Consider the following 13,068-nt stretch of genomic DNA (forward strand, 5'->3'; position numbering starts at 1 on the left):
CCGGTGCCCGGCAGCTCGCGGGCAAGCCCGCTCCCACGGCCTTCGGCCAGAATCAACAGCAGGCGGTGATACATGCCGATCGCTTCTGCCCGCAGGGCGTAGGAGCAAGCTTGCTCGCGATCTGGCGCGAAGCGGCAGTGAACCCTGTGACCGGTGTGCACCTGACACACCGAGCTGCCAGATTTTACTGCCGGTGCCCGGCAGCTCGCGGGCAAGCCCGCTCCCACGGCCTTCGGCCAGAATCAAAAGCAGGTGGCGCAATAGTCCAAAGCTGCTTGAGGGGCTTGTTTAAAGCCATGGAATCACCCACGGTTTTCGATGGTTGGTCAGAAATGCATCAGCGAACGCCCAATGCTGTTTTATTTCTTCATACCGGGGCTAAGCTTGCCCTCATGGATGATTCCGACTACCTGCGTCTACTGACGATCCAGGCCGAGCAAGCCAATGCGTTCCTGTCCAATGCGCGCAAATGGGAGCGCGAGCGCTGGGTGTGCCAGCGTTTGCTGCAAGGCCTGAACATCCCTCATCGCACCGACGATTTCCTGCCCGCCGGGCAAGAACCGCCGGACGTATTGTTTCGCGATGCCTGTTTCGAAGTGTTTTTCGTGCTCGACGAAGGCCGCCGGCTCAATGACGAATGGCGCGAGGAGCTACAGCGTCGGCGCAGCGCCTTTTCGCTCAGCCAACTGGTACGGCGTGAAGCCAAGCCCAAACGCATTCCCGCTGATGAACTGCTGCGTCGCCTGGCACCGACCCTTCGCAAAAAAGCCCATAACTACAAGGAGCGCGGCCTGGACCTCAGCGAGCTGGACATCATCGCCTTCGCCAGTCTCAAGCGCGAGGTGCTGGACCTGAACAGTCATTTCCCGCCGCCCACCGAGTACCTGCGTCAAGGTTGGCGATCACTGTCACTGGTCGGGCCAACCTTCGCCCGGGTATTGTTCGCCCATCCGGATGCGCCGGATTTCTTGCGGACCAATCTGGGACGCAGTGTAGTGTTCGACGTAGGAATAAGTTTATGAGTCCATTGCAGGAATTGATCGCCGACGTGCCGCAGCGCGGCCGGGTGCGGTGGATCGGTGTGCGCCCGCAGTCGCGTGGCGAGATGATCGAGCTGGACGCCGTCGAGGTGCGTCGCGAGGCCGGGCTGACCGGCGATCACGCCCGCCCTGGCCCGCGCAATGCCCGCCAGGTGACGTTTATCCAATGGGAACATCTGGCCGTCATCAGTTCGCTGATGGGTCGAGCCGAAGACCATCCGCTGCGGCCGCAGGACTTGCGGCGCAACATCGTGATCAGCGGTATCAACCTGTTCAGCCTGAAGAACCGGCGCTTCTGCATCGGTCAGGCGGTATTCGAAACCACCGGCTGGTGCCAACCCTGCGCTCGCCTTGAGCAGCGCCTGGGCCACGGTACTTTTCAGGCCGTACGCGGGCATGGCGGAATCACCGCGCGAGTGTTACAAAGCGGGATTGTCCGCCTCGACGATGCCCTGTGTATCGAACCGCTGGAAGGCGACGTCAACCAAGTTAATGCATCGAACGCCATCGGTTCCTGACACCGATCAATGTTCCCGATGAGGCTCATATGACCAGCCGCCTGAACCCCGACGACCAAAAGCGTGTCGAAGAGTACCTTCAAGCGCCGCAGCATCAAGTCGAGCGCCGGCCGTTTCGGCCCTGGATGCTCCTTGTGGTGGTGCTTGTGGTGGTGATCGGCCTGGGCCTGTTGAGCCGTTTACTGAGCTATCTGACGCTATGAGCTGCATTGCGCTCGCTCGGATAGAGCCCAAAGAGAATTCCTTAAGCCTTATGAGATATCCCCATGACTCATCGTATCGTGATCGTCGGCGGAGGCGCTGGTGGTCTGGAGCTGGCTACCCGCCTGGGTAAGACGCTTGGCAAGAAAGGCACGGCCAGCGTCACGCTGGTGGACGCCAATCTGACCCACATCTGGAAACCGCTGCTGCACGAAGTGGCCGCCGGCTCGCTCAACTCTTACGAGGATGAGCTGAACTACGTGGCGCAAGCCAAGTGGAATCACTTCCAGTTTCAACTGGGCCGCATGACGGGCCTGGACCGTGAGCACAAGCAGATTCATCTGGCCGCCACGCAGGATGAAAACGGCGACGAACTGGTCCCGGCGCGCAGCCTGGATTACGACTCGCTGGTGATTTCGGTCGGCAGCACCACCAATGATTTCGGCACCAAGGGCGCGGCAGAACACTGCCTGTTCCTCGACACCCGCAAGCAGGCGGAACGCTTCCACCAGCAGTTGCTCAATCGTTATCTGCGCGCCCACGCCAGCCAGACGGACGTGACCGAAGAGATCAACGTTGCCATCGTCGGCGCTGGCGCCACCGGTGTCGAACTGGCCGCAGAGCTGCACAATGCCGCCCACGAGCTGGCGGCATATGGCCTTGGGCACATCAAGCCGGAAAACCTGCGCATCACCGTGATCGAAGCCGGTCCTCGGGTGCTGCCTGCGCTGCCGGAACGCATCGGCGGGCCAGTGCACAAGACCCTGGAGAAACTGGGCGTCACCGTGCTGACCAACTCGGCGGTGAGCGAGGTGACGGCTGAAGGGCTGATGACCGCGACAGGTCAGATGATTCCGGCGAACTTGAAAGTCTGGGCGGCAGGCATTCGTGCTCCGGCGTTTCTGGAAGGCATCGCCGGGCTTGAGACCAATCGCATCAATCAACTGCAAGTGCGCCCTACCCTCCAAACCACCCGCGACGACAACATTTTCGCGTTCGGCGACTGCGCAGCCTGCCCGCAAAAAGGCACCGATCGCAACGTTCCCCCACGCGCCCAGGCTGCCCATCAACAGGCATCGCTGCTGGTCAAATCGCTGAAGCTGCGCATCGAGGGCGGGGAGCTGCCGGAGTATCGCTACAAGGATTACGGCTCGCTGATCTCGCTGTCCAAGTTCTCGGCGGTGGGTAACCTGATGGGCAACCTGACCGGCAGCGTGATGCTCGAAGGCTGGCTGGCGCGGATGTTCTACGTGTCGCTGTATCGCATGCACCAGATGGCGCTATACGGCACCTTCCGCACCTTGATGCTGATGCTCGGCAGCAGGATCGGACGCGGCACGGAGCCCAGGATGAAGCTGCACTGATTCAGCCGTTTACCACCTGCCGCGCACATGCGGCAGGTGGTGGTCGGCCGATGCAACGCTCTCTCAGTAGCCGTCCGGCTTGCCGGCGGTAGCGATTCCAGAGACGTCACCGCCGGCAAGCCGGACGGCTACACAAGTTCAAGTCGTCTGCCGCGGCCAGGTCAGGGCATCACCCGCCCCTTGCCTGAATGCTTGGCCTTGTACATCCACCGGTCCGCCTCGCGCATCAACTCGTCCGGGGCTTTGCCGGAACCGGGTTCGTACATCGAGAAACCGACGCTGGCGTTGCTGCGGATCACGTCACCCTTGATGATGATCGGTTCGGCAATGGCCGCCAGCAGCTTCTTGGCCACTTCCCGCGCCTCGTCGGGGCCAGGCACGATCCCTTCCAGAATCACGATGAACTCGTCCCCCGCCAGCCTGACCAGACAATCGGTACGACGGATGCAGCTCTGCAGACGCGCAGAGATGGTTCGCAGCAGATCGTCACCGGCATCATGCCCATAGGTGTCGTTGATCCCCTTGAAGTCGTCCAGATCGATGAACATCAAAGCCAATTGCAGCCCAGAGCGGTCGGATCTTGCCTGAGCAATCGGCAGAATCGCGTCCAGGGCACGGCGGTTATACAGGCCGGTCAGTGCATCGTGGCGGGCCTCCTGTTCCAACTCCTTACGCGCCTGGATGTTCTGGATGATCGAGATGAAATACTCCAGGTGCCCTTCGCTGGATAATTTCTTGGTCACGCTGAGGCTTACCCACACCGGCCCATCGCCTTTGCGCAGGTAGCGTTTCTCCATCTGGTAATGGTCGATTTCGTTGTCGACCAGTTGCTGCAGCAGCCCCATGTCGGTGTTCAGATCCTCGGGGTGGGTGATGTCCTGAAACGTCAGGCTTTTCAGTTCCTCCCGGGTGTAGCCGATGATGTCGCACAGTGCTGTGTTGACGTTGATCCAGCCACCATCGGGCGCGACCAGTGCGATACCCACCGATGCCAGCTCGAACATGGAGCGATAACCTGCCTCGCTGGCCTTGAACAGCGCGTCGGAGCGGTTTTTTTGCCGGCGCGCCAGCATCAGGTTTTCTCGCAGCTGGACCTCACGACTGACGATATCGGCAAGGTCACGCAGGATGCTTAGCTCCTCCTCGGTCATCTGCCGTGGGCGTTCGTCGATCGCGCACAGGGTGCCGACGGCAAAACCCTTGCTGGTGCGAATCGGTACGCCGGCGTAGAAACGGATATGCGGGGCACCGGTCACCAACAGGTTGTCGCGAAAACGCTCGTCCGCCGCAGCGTCGGGCACCACCAGGGGCGTGGTCTGAAGGATCGCGTGGGCGCAAAAGGCGAGTTCTCTGGGAGTCTGCATCGCATCGAGGCCGACACGCGACTTGAACCACTGACGGTTTTCGTCGACCAACGACACCAGCGCGATGGGCACGTCGAGCATGCGCGCCACCAGGCGGGTGATCCGGTCGAGCGATGTTTCCCCCGGTGTGTCGAGGATCTCCAGCTGGCGCAGAGCCTCTAGGCGCTCTTTTTCGTATGGAGGAATTGGCGCTTGCATAGGTCGGCCGATCCTGAAAAGACTGTCTGGAGTCTATACCCGGTGCCGCCAATGCGCATCTGCGCTTCAATATTTGTAGTTTGCCGAACCGCCAAGGCTGCGGATTAACAGCCATTGCGGATCTGCCGCAGGCGTATGGATAAAATCCATTCTGTTACTTACTGTCATAAAAACGTGTTGATTACTGTGATCCCATTAAGACATCACACACTCGATGTCGCTCGATTACAGGAAGTCATCCATGTTTCAGCTTTCCCGAACGGTGCTGGCCGCAGGCTTGGCCATTGCGTTCAATCTGTCCCTGCTCAACAGCGCCACTGCAGCACAGGAAGTCACCGGTGCCGGCTCCACGTTCATCTATCCGGTGCTCTACAAATGGGCAACCGACTACCACCAGAAGACCGGCGTCAAAGTGAACTACCAGTACATCGGCTCCGGGGCAGGTATCGCGCAGATCAAGGAGGGCGCGGTGGATTTCGGCGCCACTGACATGCCCATGAGCTCCGGCGATCTTCAGGCCTCGGGCCTGCTGCAGTTCCCTTCGGTGATTGGCGGGGTGGTGCCGGTGATCAACGTCGCGTCGATAAAACCGGGCAGCATCAGGTTTACCGGGCCTTTGCTGGCCGATATCTATCTGGGCAAGATCAGCCGATGGAATGATCCGGCGCTGCAGGCCCTCAACTCCGAACTGAAACTGCCCGACGCGAAAATCAACGTGGTGTATCGCTCCGACGACTCGGGGACGACATTCAACTGGGTCAGCTATCTGTCCATGCTCAGCCCGGAATTCAAAACCAGGATCGGCGCCGGGACTTCGGTGAAATGGCCAGTGGGCATGGGCAGCAAAGGCAGCGAAGGCGTGGCCGCGTATGTGAAGCAGGTGCCCAACTCTATTGGCTATGTCGAATACGCTTACGTCAAACAGCAGAAGCTTGACTTCGGCCTGCTGCGCAACGCTGCCGGGGCTTTCGTGGCGCCCAGCAGCGAAGCCTTCGAGGCCGCCGCTGCCTCCGCAGATTGGAAAAGCGCCAAGGATTTTGACCTGTCGATGCTCAACGCCCCGGGTGACAACGCTTACCCGATTACCGCAGCGACTTTCATCATTGTCTACAAGCAATCCAAGAATGCCGACCGCCAGCAGACGGTGCAGGACTTCTTTCGCTGGACGCTGGAAAGCGGTCAGCAACAGGCGCGTTCACTGGACTTCGCGCCGATCCCGGTCGACCTGAAGAACCAGATCGAAGCCTACTGGGGGGATACGTCCAAGGGACAGTGAGCGGTTATGGCAGAAGGCAGTGACGCCAGGCGCTGCCAATGGTGCGTTCAGCGCCCCGACATCCGGTCGAGCAAAGCACTCTTTTCTTCCAGCACTGCGGCCCGTCGAGCGATTTCAGCACGGGCGACCTGGATGCGCATGCGGCCGGCATCCACGGCGGCTTCACGGGATCGGAACAGCGTGTCCGGCGCATACCACTTGCCCTTACTGGAGCGTTCGTTCAGCCCATCGGCAGTCGGCGCCACCAATTGGACTTCGATCACGACGAAACTGCGGGTGAGCACCCAGGCGGTGTAGGGATAGGTGCGCGTATTCAAGTTCGGCCTCATCACTCTGTCTGGTTTCATGAGGTGTGCATCAGGTGCAGAGCTCGCTGCGGGCGCTTGCGGGTCGTCGATGTCTGGCTGCACCCAGCGCGATACCTCGCGGGCAGGGCATGATAACCAGCGCTGTATATATTTTCATATAGCGAATAACCACAGGTTTGACTAAAACCCTGCAGTAGCGGACATGGCGGGAGGATGCGAGCAAAGGATGAACAAAAAGACAGGCACAAACGAAAAAAGGCGTCCCGAAGGACGCCTTTTTTGTTGGCTTCGCGCGGTTGGCGCGTAAGCCTTATCTTCTACCCGGTATTGCTGGGCCGAAAATGGTCGGGGTAAGGGGATTCGAACTCCTGACATCCTGCTCCCAAAGCAGGCGCGCTACCGGACTGCGCTATACCCCGTTGAAACAAGGAAACACCCCGTAAGGTGCTTCCGAAGCGGGTGACGTAACTGACGTCACTCCCTAAGATTCAACCCGATGAAGCCAGGCTAAAAATGGTGGGTCGTGTGGGATTCGAACCTACGACCAATTGGTTAAAAGCCAACTGCTCTACCAACTGAGCTAACGACCCAAATAATGGTCGGGGTAAGGGGATTCGAACTCCTGACATCCTGCTCCCAAAGCAGGCGCGCTACCGGACTGCGCTATACCCCGACGGTACTACCTCTTGAAATTGGCTCCGTGACCAGGACTCGAACCTGGGACCCAATGATTAACAGTCATTTGCTCTACCGACTGAGCTATCACGGAATTTCAATTTCCAGATGCAGCGTTTGACGCACCTTCAACACAACAAATTCAGTACAACTTAGCGAGACAAGTCTTGCATTTACTACCCTGAATCTACTGCATTTTCAGCCTCTTCGACCTGCCTGCATCGCTGCGTTCACGTCTCTGAGGCGCGCTATTCTACATTCCCAGAAACCCCTGTCAACCCTCTAAATTGCTTTTAAGACAATGATTTGCGACTTTTTTTCGTGAAGGACCTCTGACCCGGGAAATCTGGTCCTGCTGGGCAAATCTGATGCCCATAAAAAAGGGCGCCCACTCGGAGCGCCCATTCGTGCCTCTATATAGAAGAGGACTGTTGGATCAGACGAAGACGATCTCGTCGTTCTCGACAGTGCCCTTGATGCTGGTGCCCGGCATGAAGCCTCCGGACAGAATCAACTGCGCCAGCGGGTTCTCGATCCAGCGCTGGATCGCACGCTTGAGTGGCCGTGCGCCATACACCGGGTCGTAGCCGACGGCGATCAGCTTGTCCATGGCCTCAGGCGTCAGCTCCAGCTTCAAGTCACGCTCGGCCAGACGCTGACGCAGACGACCCAGCTGGATATCCGTGATACCGGCAATCTGATCACGCGCCAGTGGCTCGAAGATCACCACTTCGTCGACCCGGTTGATGAACTCGGGACGGAAATGGGTGCTGACCGCATCCATCACCGCAGCCCGTTGCGCCTCACGATCACCGACCAGCTCTTGAATACGTGCCGAACCCAGGTTGGAGGTCATGACGATCACCGTGTTACGGAAATCGACCGTACGCCCGTGGCTGTCGGTCAGGCGACCGTCTTCGAGCACTTGCAGCAGGATGTTGAAGACATCCGGATGCGCCTTCTCGACTTCGTCCAGCAGGATCACCGAGTAAGGCTTACGGCGCACGGCTTCGGTCAGATAGCCGCCCTCCTCGTAACCGACGTACCCCGGCGGGGCACCGATCAGACGCGCCACCGAATGTTTCTCCATGAATTCGGACATGTCGATCCGCACCATGGCCTCTTCGGTATCGAACAGGAACTCGGCCAGCGCCTTGCACAGCTCGGTCTTACCCACGCCGGTAGGGCCCAGGAACATGAACGAGCCGCTCGGGCGATTCGGGTCGGACAACCCCGCTCGCGAACGGCGCACGGCGTTGGAGACCGCCACCACCGCTTCGTTCTGACCGATCACGCGCTGGTGCAACAGGCTTTCCATCTTCAGCAGCTTGTCGCGCTCGCCTTCGAGCATTTTCGACACCGGAATCCCGGTCCACTTGGAGACGACCTCGGCGATTTCCTCTTCGGTCACCTTGCTGCGCAACAGCTGGTTTTCCGGTTTGCCATGCTGATCGACCATCTGCAGGCTGCGCTCCAGATCGGGAATCACCCCGTACTGCAATTCGGCCATGCGGTTGAGGTCGCCACGACGGCGCGCCGCTTCCAGCTCCTGACGCGACTGCTCGATCTTCTGCTGAATCTGCGCAGAGCCGGTCACCTCGGCTTTCTCGGAGGTCCATATCTCTTCCAGGTCGGCGTACTCACGCTCCAGGCGCAGGATTTCTTCCTGCAGTTTCTCCAGGCGCTTGATTGCAGCCTCATCGTCTTCCTTCTTCAAGGCCTGAGCTTCGACCTTGAGCTGAATCAGCCGACGCTCAAGACGATCGAGCACTTCCGGCTTGGAGTCGATCTCCATACGAATGCGGCTCGCCGCCTCGTCGATCAGGTCGATGGCCTTGTCCGGCAACTGTCTATCAGTGATGTAACGGTGGCTGAGCTTGGCCGCCGCAATGATCGCGCCGTCGGTGATCGCCACTTTATGGTGAACTTCATAGCGCTCCTTGAGGCCGCGCAAGATCGCGATGGTGTCCTCCTCGCTCGGTTCGTCCACCAGGACTTTCTGGAAGCGCCGCTCCAACGCCGCATCCTTCTCTATATATTGTCGGTACTCGTTCAGCGTCGTGGCGCCGACGCAGTGCAGTTCGCCCCTGGCCAAGGCAGGCTTGAGCATATTGCCCGCATCCATCGAACCTTCGGCCTTGCCGGCACCGACCATGGTGTGCAGCTCATCAATGAACAGGATGATCTGGCCTTCCTGCTTGGACAGCTCGTTGAGCAGGGATTTGAGGCGCTCCTCGAACTCGCCACGGAACTTGGCGCCGGCGATCAGCGCACCCATGTCCAGCGACAGCAGCCGTTTGCCTTTGAGGCCATCGGGCACTTCGCCGTTGATGATGCGCTGGGCCAACCCTTCGGCGATCGCGGTTTTACCCACTCCGGGCTCGCCGATCAACACCGGGTTGTTCTTGGTGCGACGCTGCAGCACCTGGATGGTCCGACGAATCTCGTCGTCACGGCCGATCACCGGATCGAGCTTGCCCTCTTCGGCACGCTTGGTCAGGTCGACGGTGTATTTGTCCAGCGCCTGACGCGACTCTTCGGCGTTCGGGTCATTGACCGCCTCGCCGCCGCGCAGGTTGCTGATGGCGTTCTCCAAGGCTTTCTTGCTGACGCCCTGCCCCAGCAGTAACTTGCCCAGCTTGCTGTTTTCGTCCATGGCAGCCAGCAGTACCAGCTCACTGGAGATGAACTGGTCGCCCTTCTGCTGGGCCAGGCGGTCCGCTTGATTGAGCAGACGCGCCAGGTCCTGCGACATGTTCACGTCGCCGGTCGGGTTCTGGATTTTTGGCAGTTGATCGAGCTCTTTGCTCAGCGCCTTGCGCAGGCTATTGATGTCGAAGCCCACCTGCAACAACAGGGGTTTGATCGACCCACCCTGCTGTTCAAGCAGCGCCTGCATGAGGTGCGCAGGCTCGATGGCGGGATGATCCATACCCACCGCCAGTGATTGAGCATCGGATAAAGCGAGTTGTAATTTGCTGGTTAAACGGTCAATACGCATTGGTCACCTTCCTAATGGGCAGGCCGGAGCAATGAACACACCTTAATAAAGAAAACCTGCCGGATAGCCCTTAGATGTGGCCGATTACGCAGGATTCAAGCGGGCGATGCTTGACACAGATCAACATTAGCTGGCGAGGGGAGATTGTGAAGGGAATATCGGTTGTAGCCGAACGGCTCAGAGATCTTCGATCCACACCAGGGAGGCAAACCGCCCGGTGCGTGCGCCACGGCGGTAGGAGAAGAAACGCTCATCGTTGAATGTCGACAAACCGCCGCCATACACCGCTGTCACGCCATGGGCCGCCAGACGCAGACGCGCCAGCTGGTAGATATCGGCCATGAACTTGCCGGGATTGACGCTGGCCACGAAGGCTTGGGCAGTTTCGGGGTGAGTCGTCATGAAAGCCTCGCGCACCTCAGGCCCCACTTCGAACGCCTGAGGACCTATCGCAGGGCCCAGCCAGACCAGAACATCGGCACGTGCACCGGCAAAACTGTCGACCGCCGCTTCCAGTACACCTGCCGCCAAACCCCGCCAACCGGCGTGAGCGGCAGCGACCTGAGTGCCTTGACGATTGCAGAACAAGGCAGGCAGGCAGTCGGCGGTCATGATCGTGCAGGCCACACCCGGCGTCTTGCTCCAGCTGGCATCGGCCTGCAGCACTTGAGCCGATGAAGCCTGGACGACCTCGACACCATGGACCTGCTTGAGCCAGGCTGCTTCTACATTCAGCTGCGAAGTCAGCAATGACCGGTTGTGCGCGACAGCCGCAGCATCGTCATCGACATGATCGCCCAGGTTGAAGCTGTCGAACGGCGCCGCACTGACACCGCCCGCACGCGTGGTGACGCATGCCTTGATCCCGGCTGGCGCAGGCCAGTCGGGAATCAGCCACGGCGCCACGAGCGCACTCATCCGATGAACGCCTCGCGGTCCTGCTTGAGCAGAGACAGCAACCAGACGAAGTCATCCGGCAACGGCGATTCCCAGCTCATGCGCTGACCGGTCGTCGGATGGTCCAGCTCCAGGAAGCGGGCGTGCAGGGCCTGGCGCGGGAAATGCTTCAGCGACTCGACCATGGTGATGCTTGCAGCCGGCGGAATACGGAAGCGACCACCGTAGGCCGGGTCGCCCACCAGCGGGAAGTTGATGTGCGCCATGTGCACCCGGATCTGGTGCGTACGACCGGTTTCCAGCTTGACCCGCACGTGGGTGTGGGAACGGAAACGCTCGAGCACGCGGTAGTGACTCACCGCAGGCTTGCCGCCTTCCATCACCGCCATGCGCTGGCGCTGCTGGCCGTGTCGGCCGATCGGCGCGTTGATCTTGCCGCCTGCCGTTACCACGCCGATGACGATGCACTCGTAGATCCGGCTCACGCTGCGATTCTGCAGTTGGGTGACCAGCTGGGTCTGCGCCTGAATGGTCTTGGCGACCACCATCAGACCGGTGGTGTCCTTGTCCAGGCGATGCACGATACCTGCACGCGGGACATTGATGATGTCCGGCACATGGTGCAGCAGCGCGTTGAGCAGGGTGCCATCGGCGTGACCGGCAGCCGGATGCACGACCAGCCCGGCCGGCTTGTTGATCACCAGGATCTGGTCGTCCTCGTAGACGACGTCCAGTTCGATGTCCTGGGCGAGCCACTCACCTTGAGCCTCCTGCTCGGCTTTGAGAACCAGTACGGCACCGCCATGCACGATGTCACGCGGGCGCAGGGCGCCTCCGTCCACAGTCAGGCGGCCGTCTTTGATCCAGGCGGAAAGGCGCGAGCGCGAGTGCTCGGCGAAGAGTTGGGCGGCGACTTGGTCGAGGCGTTGACCGCCCATTTCGGACGGCACCTCTGCGCGGAGTTCTATGATCTCAGACATGCTCAAACTAGGAGGTGGCACTGGCCTTTGGTTTCGGCTGTGCGCTTGTGGTTAAATACGGCGTCTTTTGTCCCGGGGGTTCCACGGGGCGCCCATCATAACAGGACGGTCCTGCGCAAGACAGCAGGCCGTTATAGGGACGCAAGCCGCCATGCAAGTGAAACACCTGCTGCTGATAGCCATCCTCGGACTTACCGCTGCCTGTTCTTCGAAGAAAGAAGTCGTCGACGAAAACCTCAGCGAAGTCGAGCTGTACCAGCAGGCGCAGGCCGATCTGGACAACAACAGCTATAACAGCGCCACCGAGAAACTCAAGGCCCTGGAATCTCGCTACCCGTTCGGCCGCTATGCCGATCAGGCGCAGCTGGAGCTGATCTACGCCAACTACAAGAATGGCGAGCCTGAAGCCGCGAAATCCGCCGCCGAGCGTTTCATTCGTCTGCACCCGCAGCATCCGAACGTCGATTACGCCTATTACCTCAAGGGCCTGACGTCGTTCGACCAGGACGTGGGCATCGTTGCGCGCTTCCTGCCGCTGGACCAGACCAAGCGTGACCCCGGCGCTGCCCGCGACTCCTATAACGAGTTCGCCCAGCTGACCAGCCGCTATCCCAACAGCCGCTACGCGCCGGACGCCAAGCAGCGCATGATCTACCTGCGCAACCTGCTGGCGGCCTACGAAATCCACGTGGCTGACTACTACCTGACCCGTCAGGCCTATGTCGCCGCCGCCAACCGCGGTCGTTACGTAGTCGAGAACTTCCAGGAAACCCCTTCGGTGGGCGATGGCCTGGCAGTGATGGTCGAGGCGTATCAGCGTCTGCATCTGGACGATCTGGCCGACACCAGCCTGCAAGTGCTCAAAGCCAACTATCCGGATCACCCGCAACTGGCCGATGGCAAGTTCGAATCACGCACACCTGATCCAGACAACCGTTCGTGGCTGTCCAAAGCCACCCTTGGCCTGATCGAGAGCCGTCCGCCGCTGCCGCCTGGAGAAACCCGCGCCAACCAGGACGTGATCAAACAGTACGAAGACGCCAAGGAAGCCATCCCGGCCGACCTGCTGCCCGAGAACCAGCCGGCTGACGCCGACAAGACCAACCAGGATGACGACGGCACGCCGAAAAGCCGTTCGATCTTTAGCTACATGACCTTCGGCGTGTTCGACTGATCACAGCCAAGGCTATTGCGTCAGACAAAAAGAGGTCCTACGGGACCTCTTTTCATTTCCGACATCGCAGAA

General features: G+C 60.0%; 11 protein-coding genes and 4 tRNA genes. 6 read left to right on the forward strand and 9 right to left on the reverse strand.

What is annotated here, in order from left to right:
* Positions 1-392 precede the first annotated feature (392 nt).
* The 4 genes from ACI2KS_RS28955 (at position 393) to ACI2KS_RS28970 (ending at position 3,123) form a co-directional block, all read left to right on the forward strand.
* Positions 393-1,022 carry a DUF1780 domain-containing protein gene (locus ACI2KS_RS28955; RefSeq protein WP_404624454.1) on the forward strand — a complete coding sequence of 210 codons (630 nt, stop codon included), beginning with the start codon at positions 393-395 and terminating at the stop codon, positions 1,020-1,022.
* The gene (locus ACI2KS_RS28960; protein WP_404624455.1) at positions 1,019-1,558 is read left to right on the forward strand and encodes an MOSC domain-containing protein; all 540 of its coding nucleotides are present in this window, start codon (positions 1,019-1,021) and stop codon (positions 1,556-1,558) included. Before ACI2KS_RS28955 ends, ACI2KS_RS28960 begins: the two co-directional genes overlap by 4 nt.
* A gap of 29 nt (positions 1,559-1,587) precedes the next feature.
* Positions 1,588-1,761, forward strand: coding sequence for a DUF3094 family protein (locus ACI2KS_RS28965; RefSeq protein WP_404624456.1), 174 nt, complete (start codon positions 1,588-1,590; stop codon positions 1,759-1,761).
* A gap of 63 nt (positions 1,762-1,824) precedes the next feature.
* A complete protein-coding gene (locus ACI2KS_RS28970) occupies positions 1,825-3,123 on the forward strand; it encodes an NAD(P)/FAD-dependent oxidoreductase (RefSeq protein ID WP_404624457.1) in 1,299 nt (432 codons plus the stop codon).
* 161 nt (positions 3,124-3,284) lie between these two features.
* Here the strand turns inward: ACI2KS_RS28970 and ACI2KS_RS28975 are convergent, their stop codons facing one another.
* Positions 3,285-4,685 carry a diguanylate cyclase domain-containing protein gene (locus tag ACI2KS_RS28975; protein ID WP_404624458.1) on the reverse strand — a complete coding sequence of 467 codons (1,401 nt, stop codon included), beginning with the start codon at positions 4,683-4,685 and terminating at the stop codon, positions 3,285-3,287.
* Between the two features lie 241 nt (positions 4,686-4,926).
* Between ACI2KS_RS28975 and pstS the strand changes: the two genes are divergently transcribed.
* Entirely contained in the window at positions 4,927-5,961 is a 1,035-nt protein-coding gene (gene pstS / locus ACI2KS_RS28980) for a phosphate ABC transporter substrate-binding protein PstS (RefSeq protein ID WP_404624459.1), read from the forward strand.
* A gap of 47 nt (positions 5,962-6,008) precedes the next feature.
* Here the strand turns inward: pstS and ACI2KS_RS28985 are convergent, their stop codons facing one another.
* From ACI2KS_RS28985 to rluD, 8 genes are all read right to left on the reverse strand, one after another.
* A complete protein-coding gene (locus tag ACI2KS_RS28985) occupies positions 6,009-6,278 on the reverse strand; it encodes a hypothetical protein (protein WP_404624460.1) in 270 nt (89 codons plus the stop codon).
* 333 nt (positions 6,279-6,611) lie between these two features.
* Positions 6,612-6,688, reverse strand: a tRNA-Pro gene (locus ACI2KS_RS28990).
* 95 nt (positions 6,689-6,783) lie between these two features.
* Positions 6,784-6,859 (reverse strand) — tRNA-Lys (locus tag ACI2KS_RS28995).
* A gap of 6 nt (positions 6,860-6,865) precedes the next feature.
* Positions 6,866-6,942, reverse strand: a tRNA-Pro gene (locus tag ACI2KS_RS29000).
* 20 nt (positions 6,943-6,962) lie between these two features.
* Positions 6,963-7,038, reverse strand: a tRNA-Asn gene (locus ACI2KS_RS29005).
* 342 nt (positions 7,039-7,380) lie between these two features.
* A complete protein-coding gene (gene clpB / locus ACI2KS_RS29010; RefSeq protein ID WP_404624461.1) occupies positions 7,381-9,945 on the reverse strand; it encodes an ATP-dependent chaperone ClpB in 2,565 nt (854 codons plus the stop codon).
* A gap of 177 nt (positions 9,946-10,122) precedes the next feature.
* Positions 10,123-10,863, reverse strand: a complete 741-nt coding sequence (gene pgeF, locus ACI2KS_RS29015; RefSeq protein ID WP_404624462.1) for a peptidoglycan editing factor PgeF — start codon at positions 10,861-10,863, stop codon at positions 10,123-10,125.
* The gene (rluD, locus tag ACI2KS_RS29020) at positions 10,860-11,822 is read right to left on the reverse strand and encodes a 23S rRNA pseudouridine(1911/1915/1917) synthase RluD (RefSeq protein WP_404624463.1); all 963 of its coding nucleotides are present in this window, start codon (positions 11,820-11,822) and stop codon (positions 10,860-10,862) included. Before rluD ends, pgeF begins: the two co-directional genes overlap by 4 nt.
* A gap of 151 nt (positions 11,823-11,973) precedes the next feature.
* Between rluD and ACI2KS_RS29025 the strand changes: the two genes are divergently transcribed.
* Positions 11,974-12,996: an outer membrane protein assembly factor BamD gene (locus ACI2KS_RS29025; RefSeq protein ID WP_404624464.1), complete on the forward strand. Its 1,023-nt coding sequence runs from the start codon at positions 11,974-11,976 to the stop codon at positions 12,994-12,996.
* Positions 12,997-13,068 lie beyond the last annotated feature (72 nt).

The organism is Pseudomonas sp. NPDC087358 (assembly GCF_044900785.1).
Classification (GTDB): Bacteria; Pseudomonadota; Gammaproteobacteria; order Pseudomonadales; family Pseudomonadaceae; genus Aquipseudomonas.

Coding starts and splice junctions, on each gene's coding strand:
- ACI2KS_RS28955 (WP_404624454.1), top strand. CDS start 393: ATGGATGATTCCGACTACCTGCGTCTACTGACGATCCAGGCCGAGCAA.
- pgeF (WP_404624462.1), bottom strand. CDS start 10,863: ATGAGTGCGCTCGTGGCGCCGTGGCTGATTCCCGACTGGCCTGCGCCA.
- ACI2KS_RS28970 (WP_404624457.1), top strand. CDS start 1,825: ATGACTCATCGTATCGTGATCGTCGGCGGAGGCGCTGGTGGTCTGGAG.
- ACI2KS_RS29025 (WP_404624464.1), top strand. CDS start 11,974: ATGCAAGTGAAACACCTGCTGCTGATAGCCATCCTCGGACTTACCGCT.
- ACI2KS_RS28965 (WP_404624456.1), top strand. CDS start 1,588: ATGACCAGCCGCCTGAACCCCGACGACCAAAAGCGTGTCGAAGAGTAC.
- pstS (WP_404624459.1), top strand. CDS start 4,927: ATGTTTCAGCTTTCCCGAACGGTGCTGGCCGCAGGCTTGGCCATTGCG.
- ACI2KS_RS28975 (WP_404624458.1), bottom strand. CDS start 4,685: ATGCAAGCGCCAATTCCTCCATACGAAAAAGAGCGCCTAGAGGCTCTG.
- ACI2KS_RS28960 (WP_404624455.1), top strand. CDS start 1,019: ATGAGTCCATTGCAGGAATTGATCGCCGACGTGCCGCAGCGCGGCCGG.
- rluD (WP_404624463.1), bottom strand. CDS start 11,822: ATGTCTGAGATCATAGAACTCCGCGCAGAGGTGCCGTCCGAAATGGGC.
- clpB (WP_404624461.1), bottom strand. CDS start 9,945: ATGCGTATTGACCGTTTAACCAGCAAATTACAACTCGCTTTATCCGAT.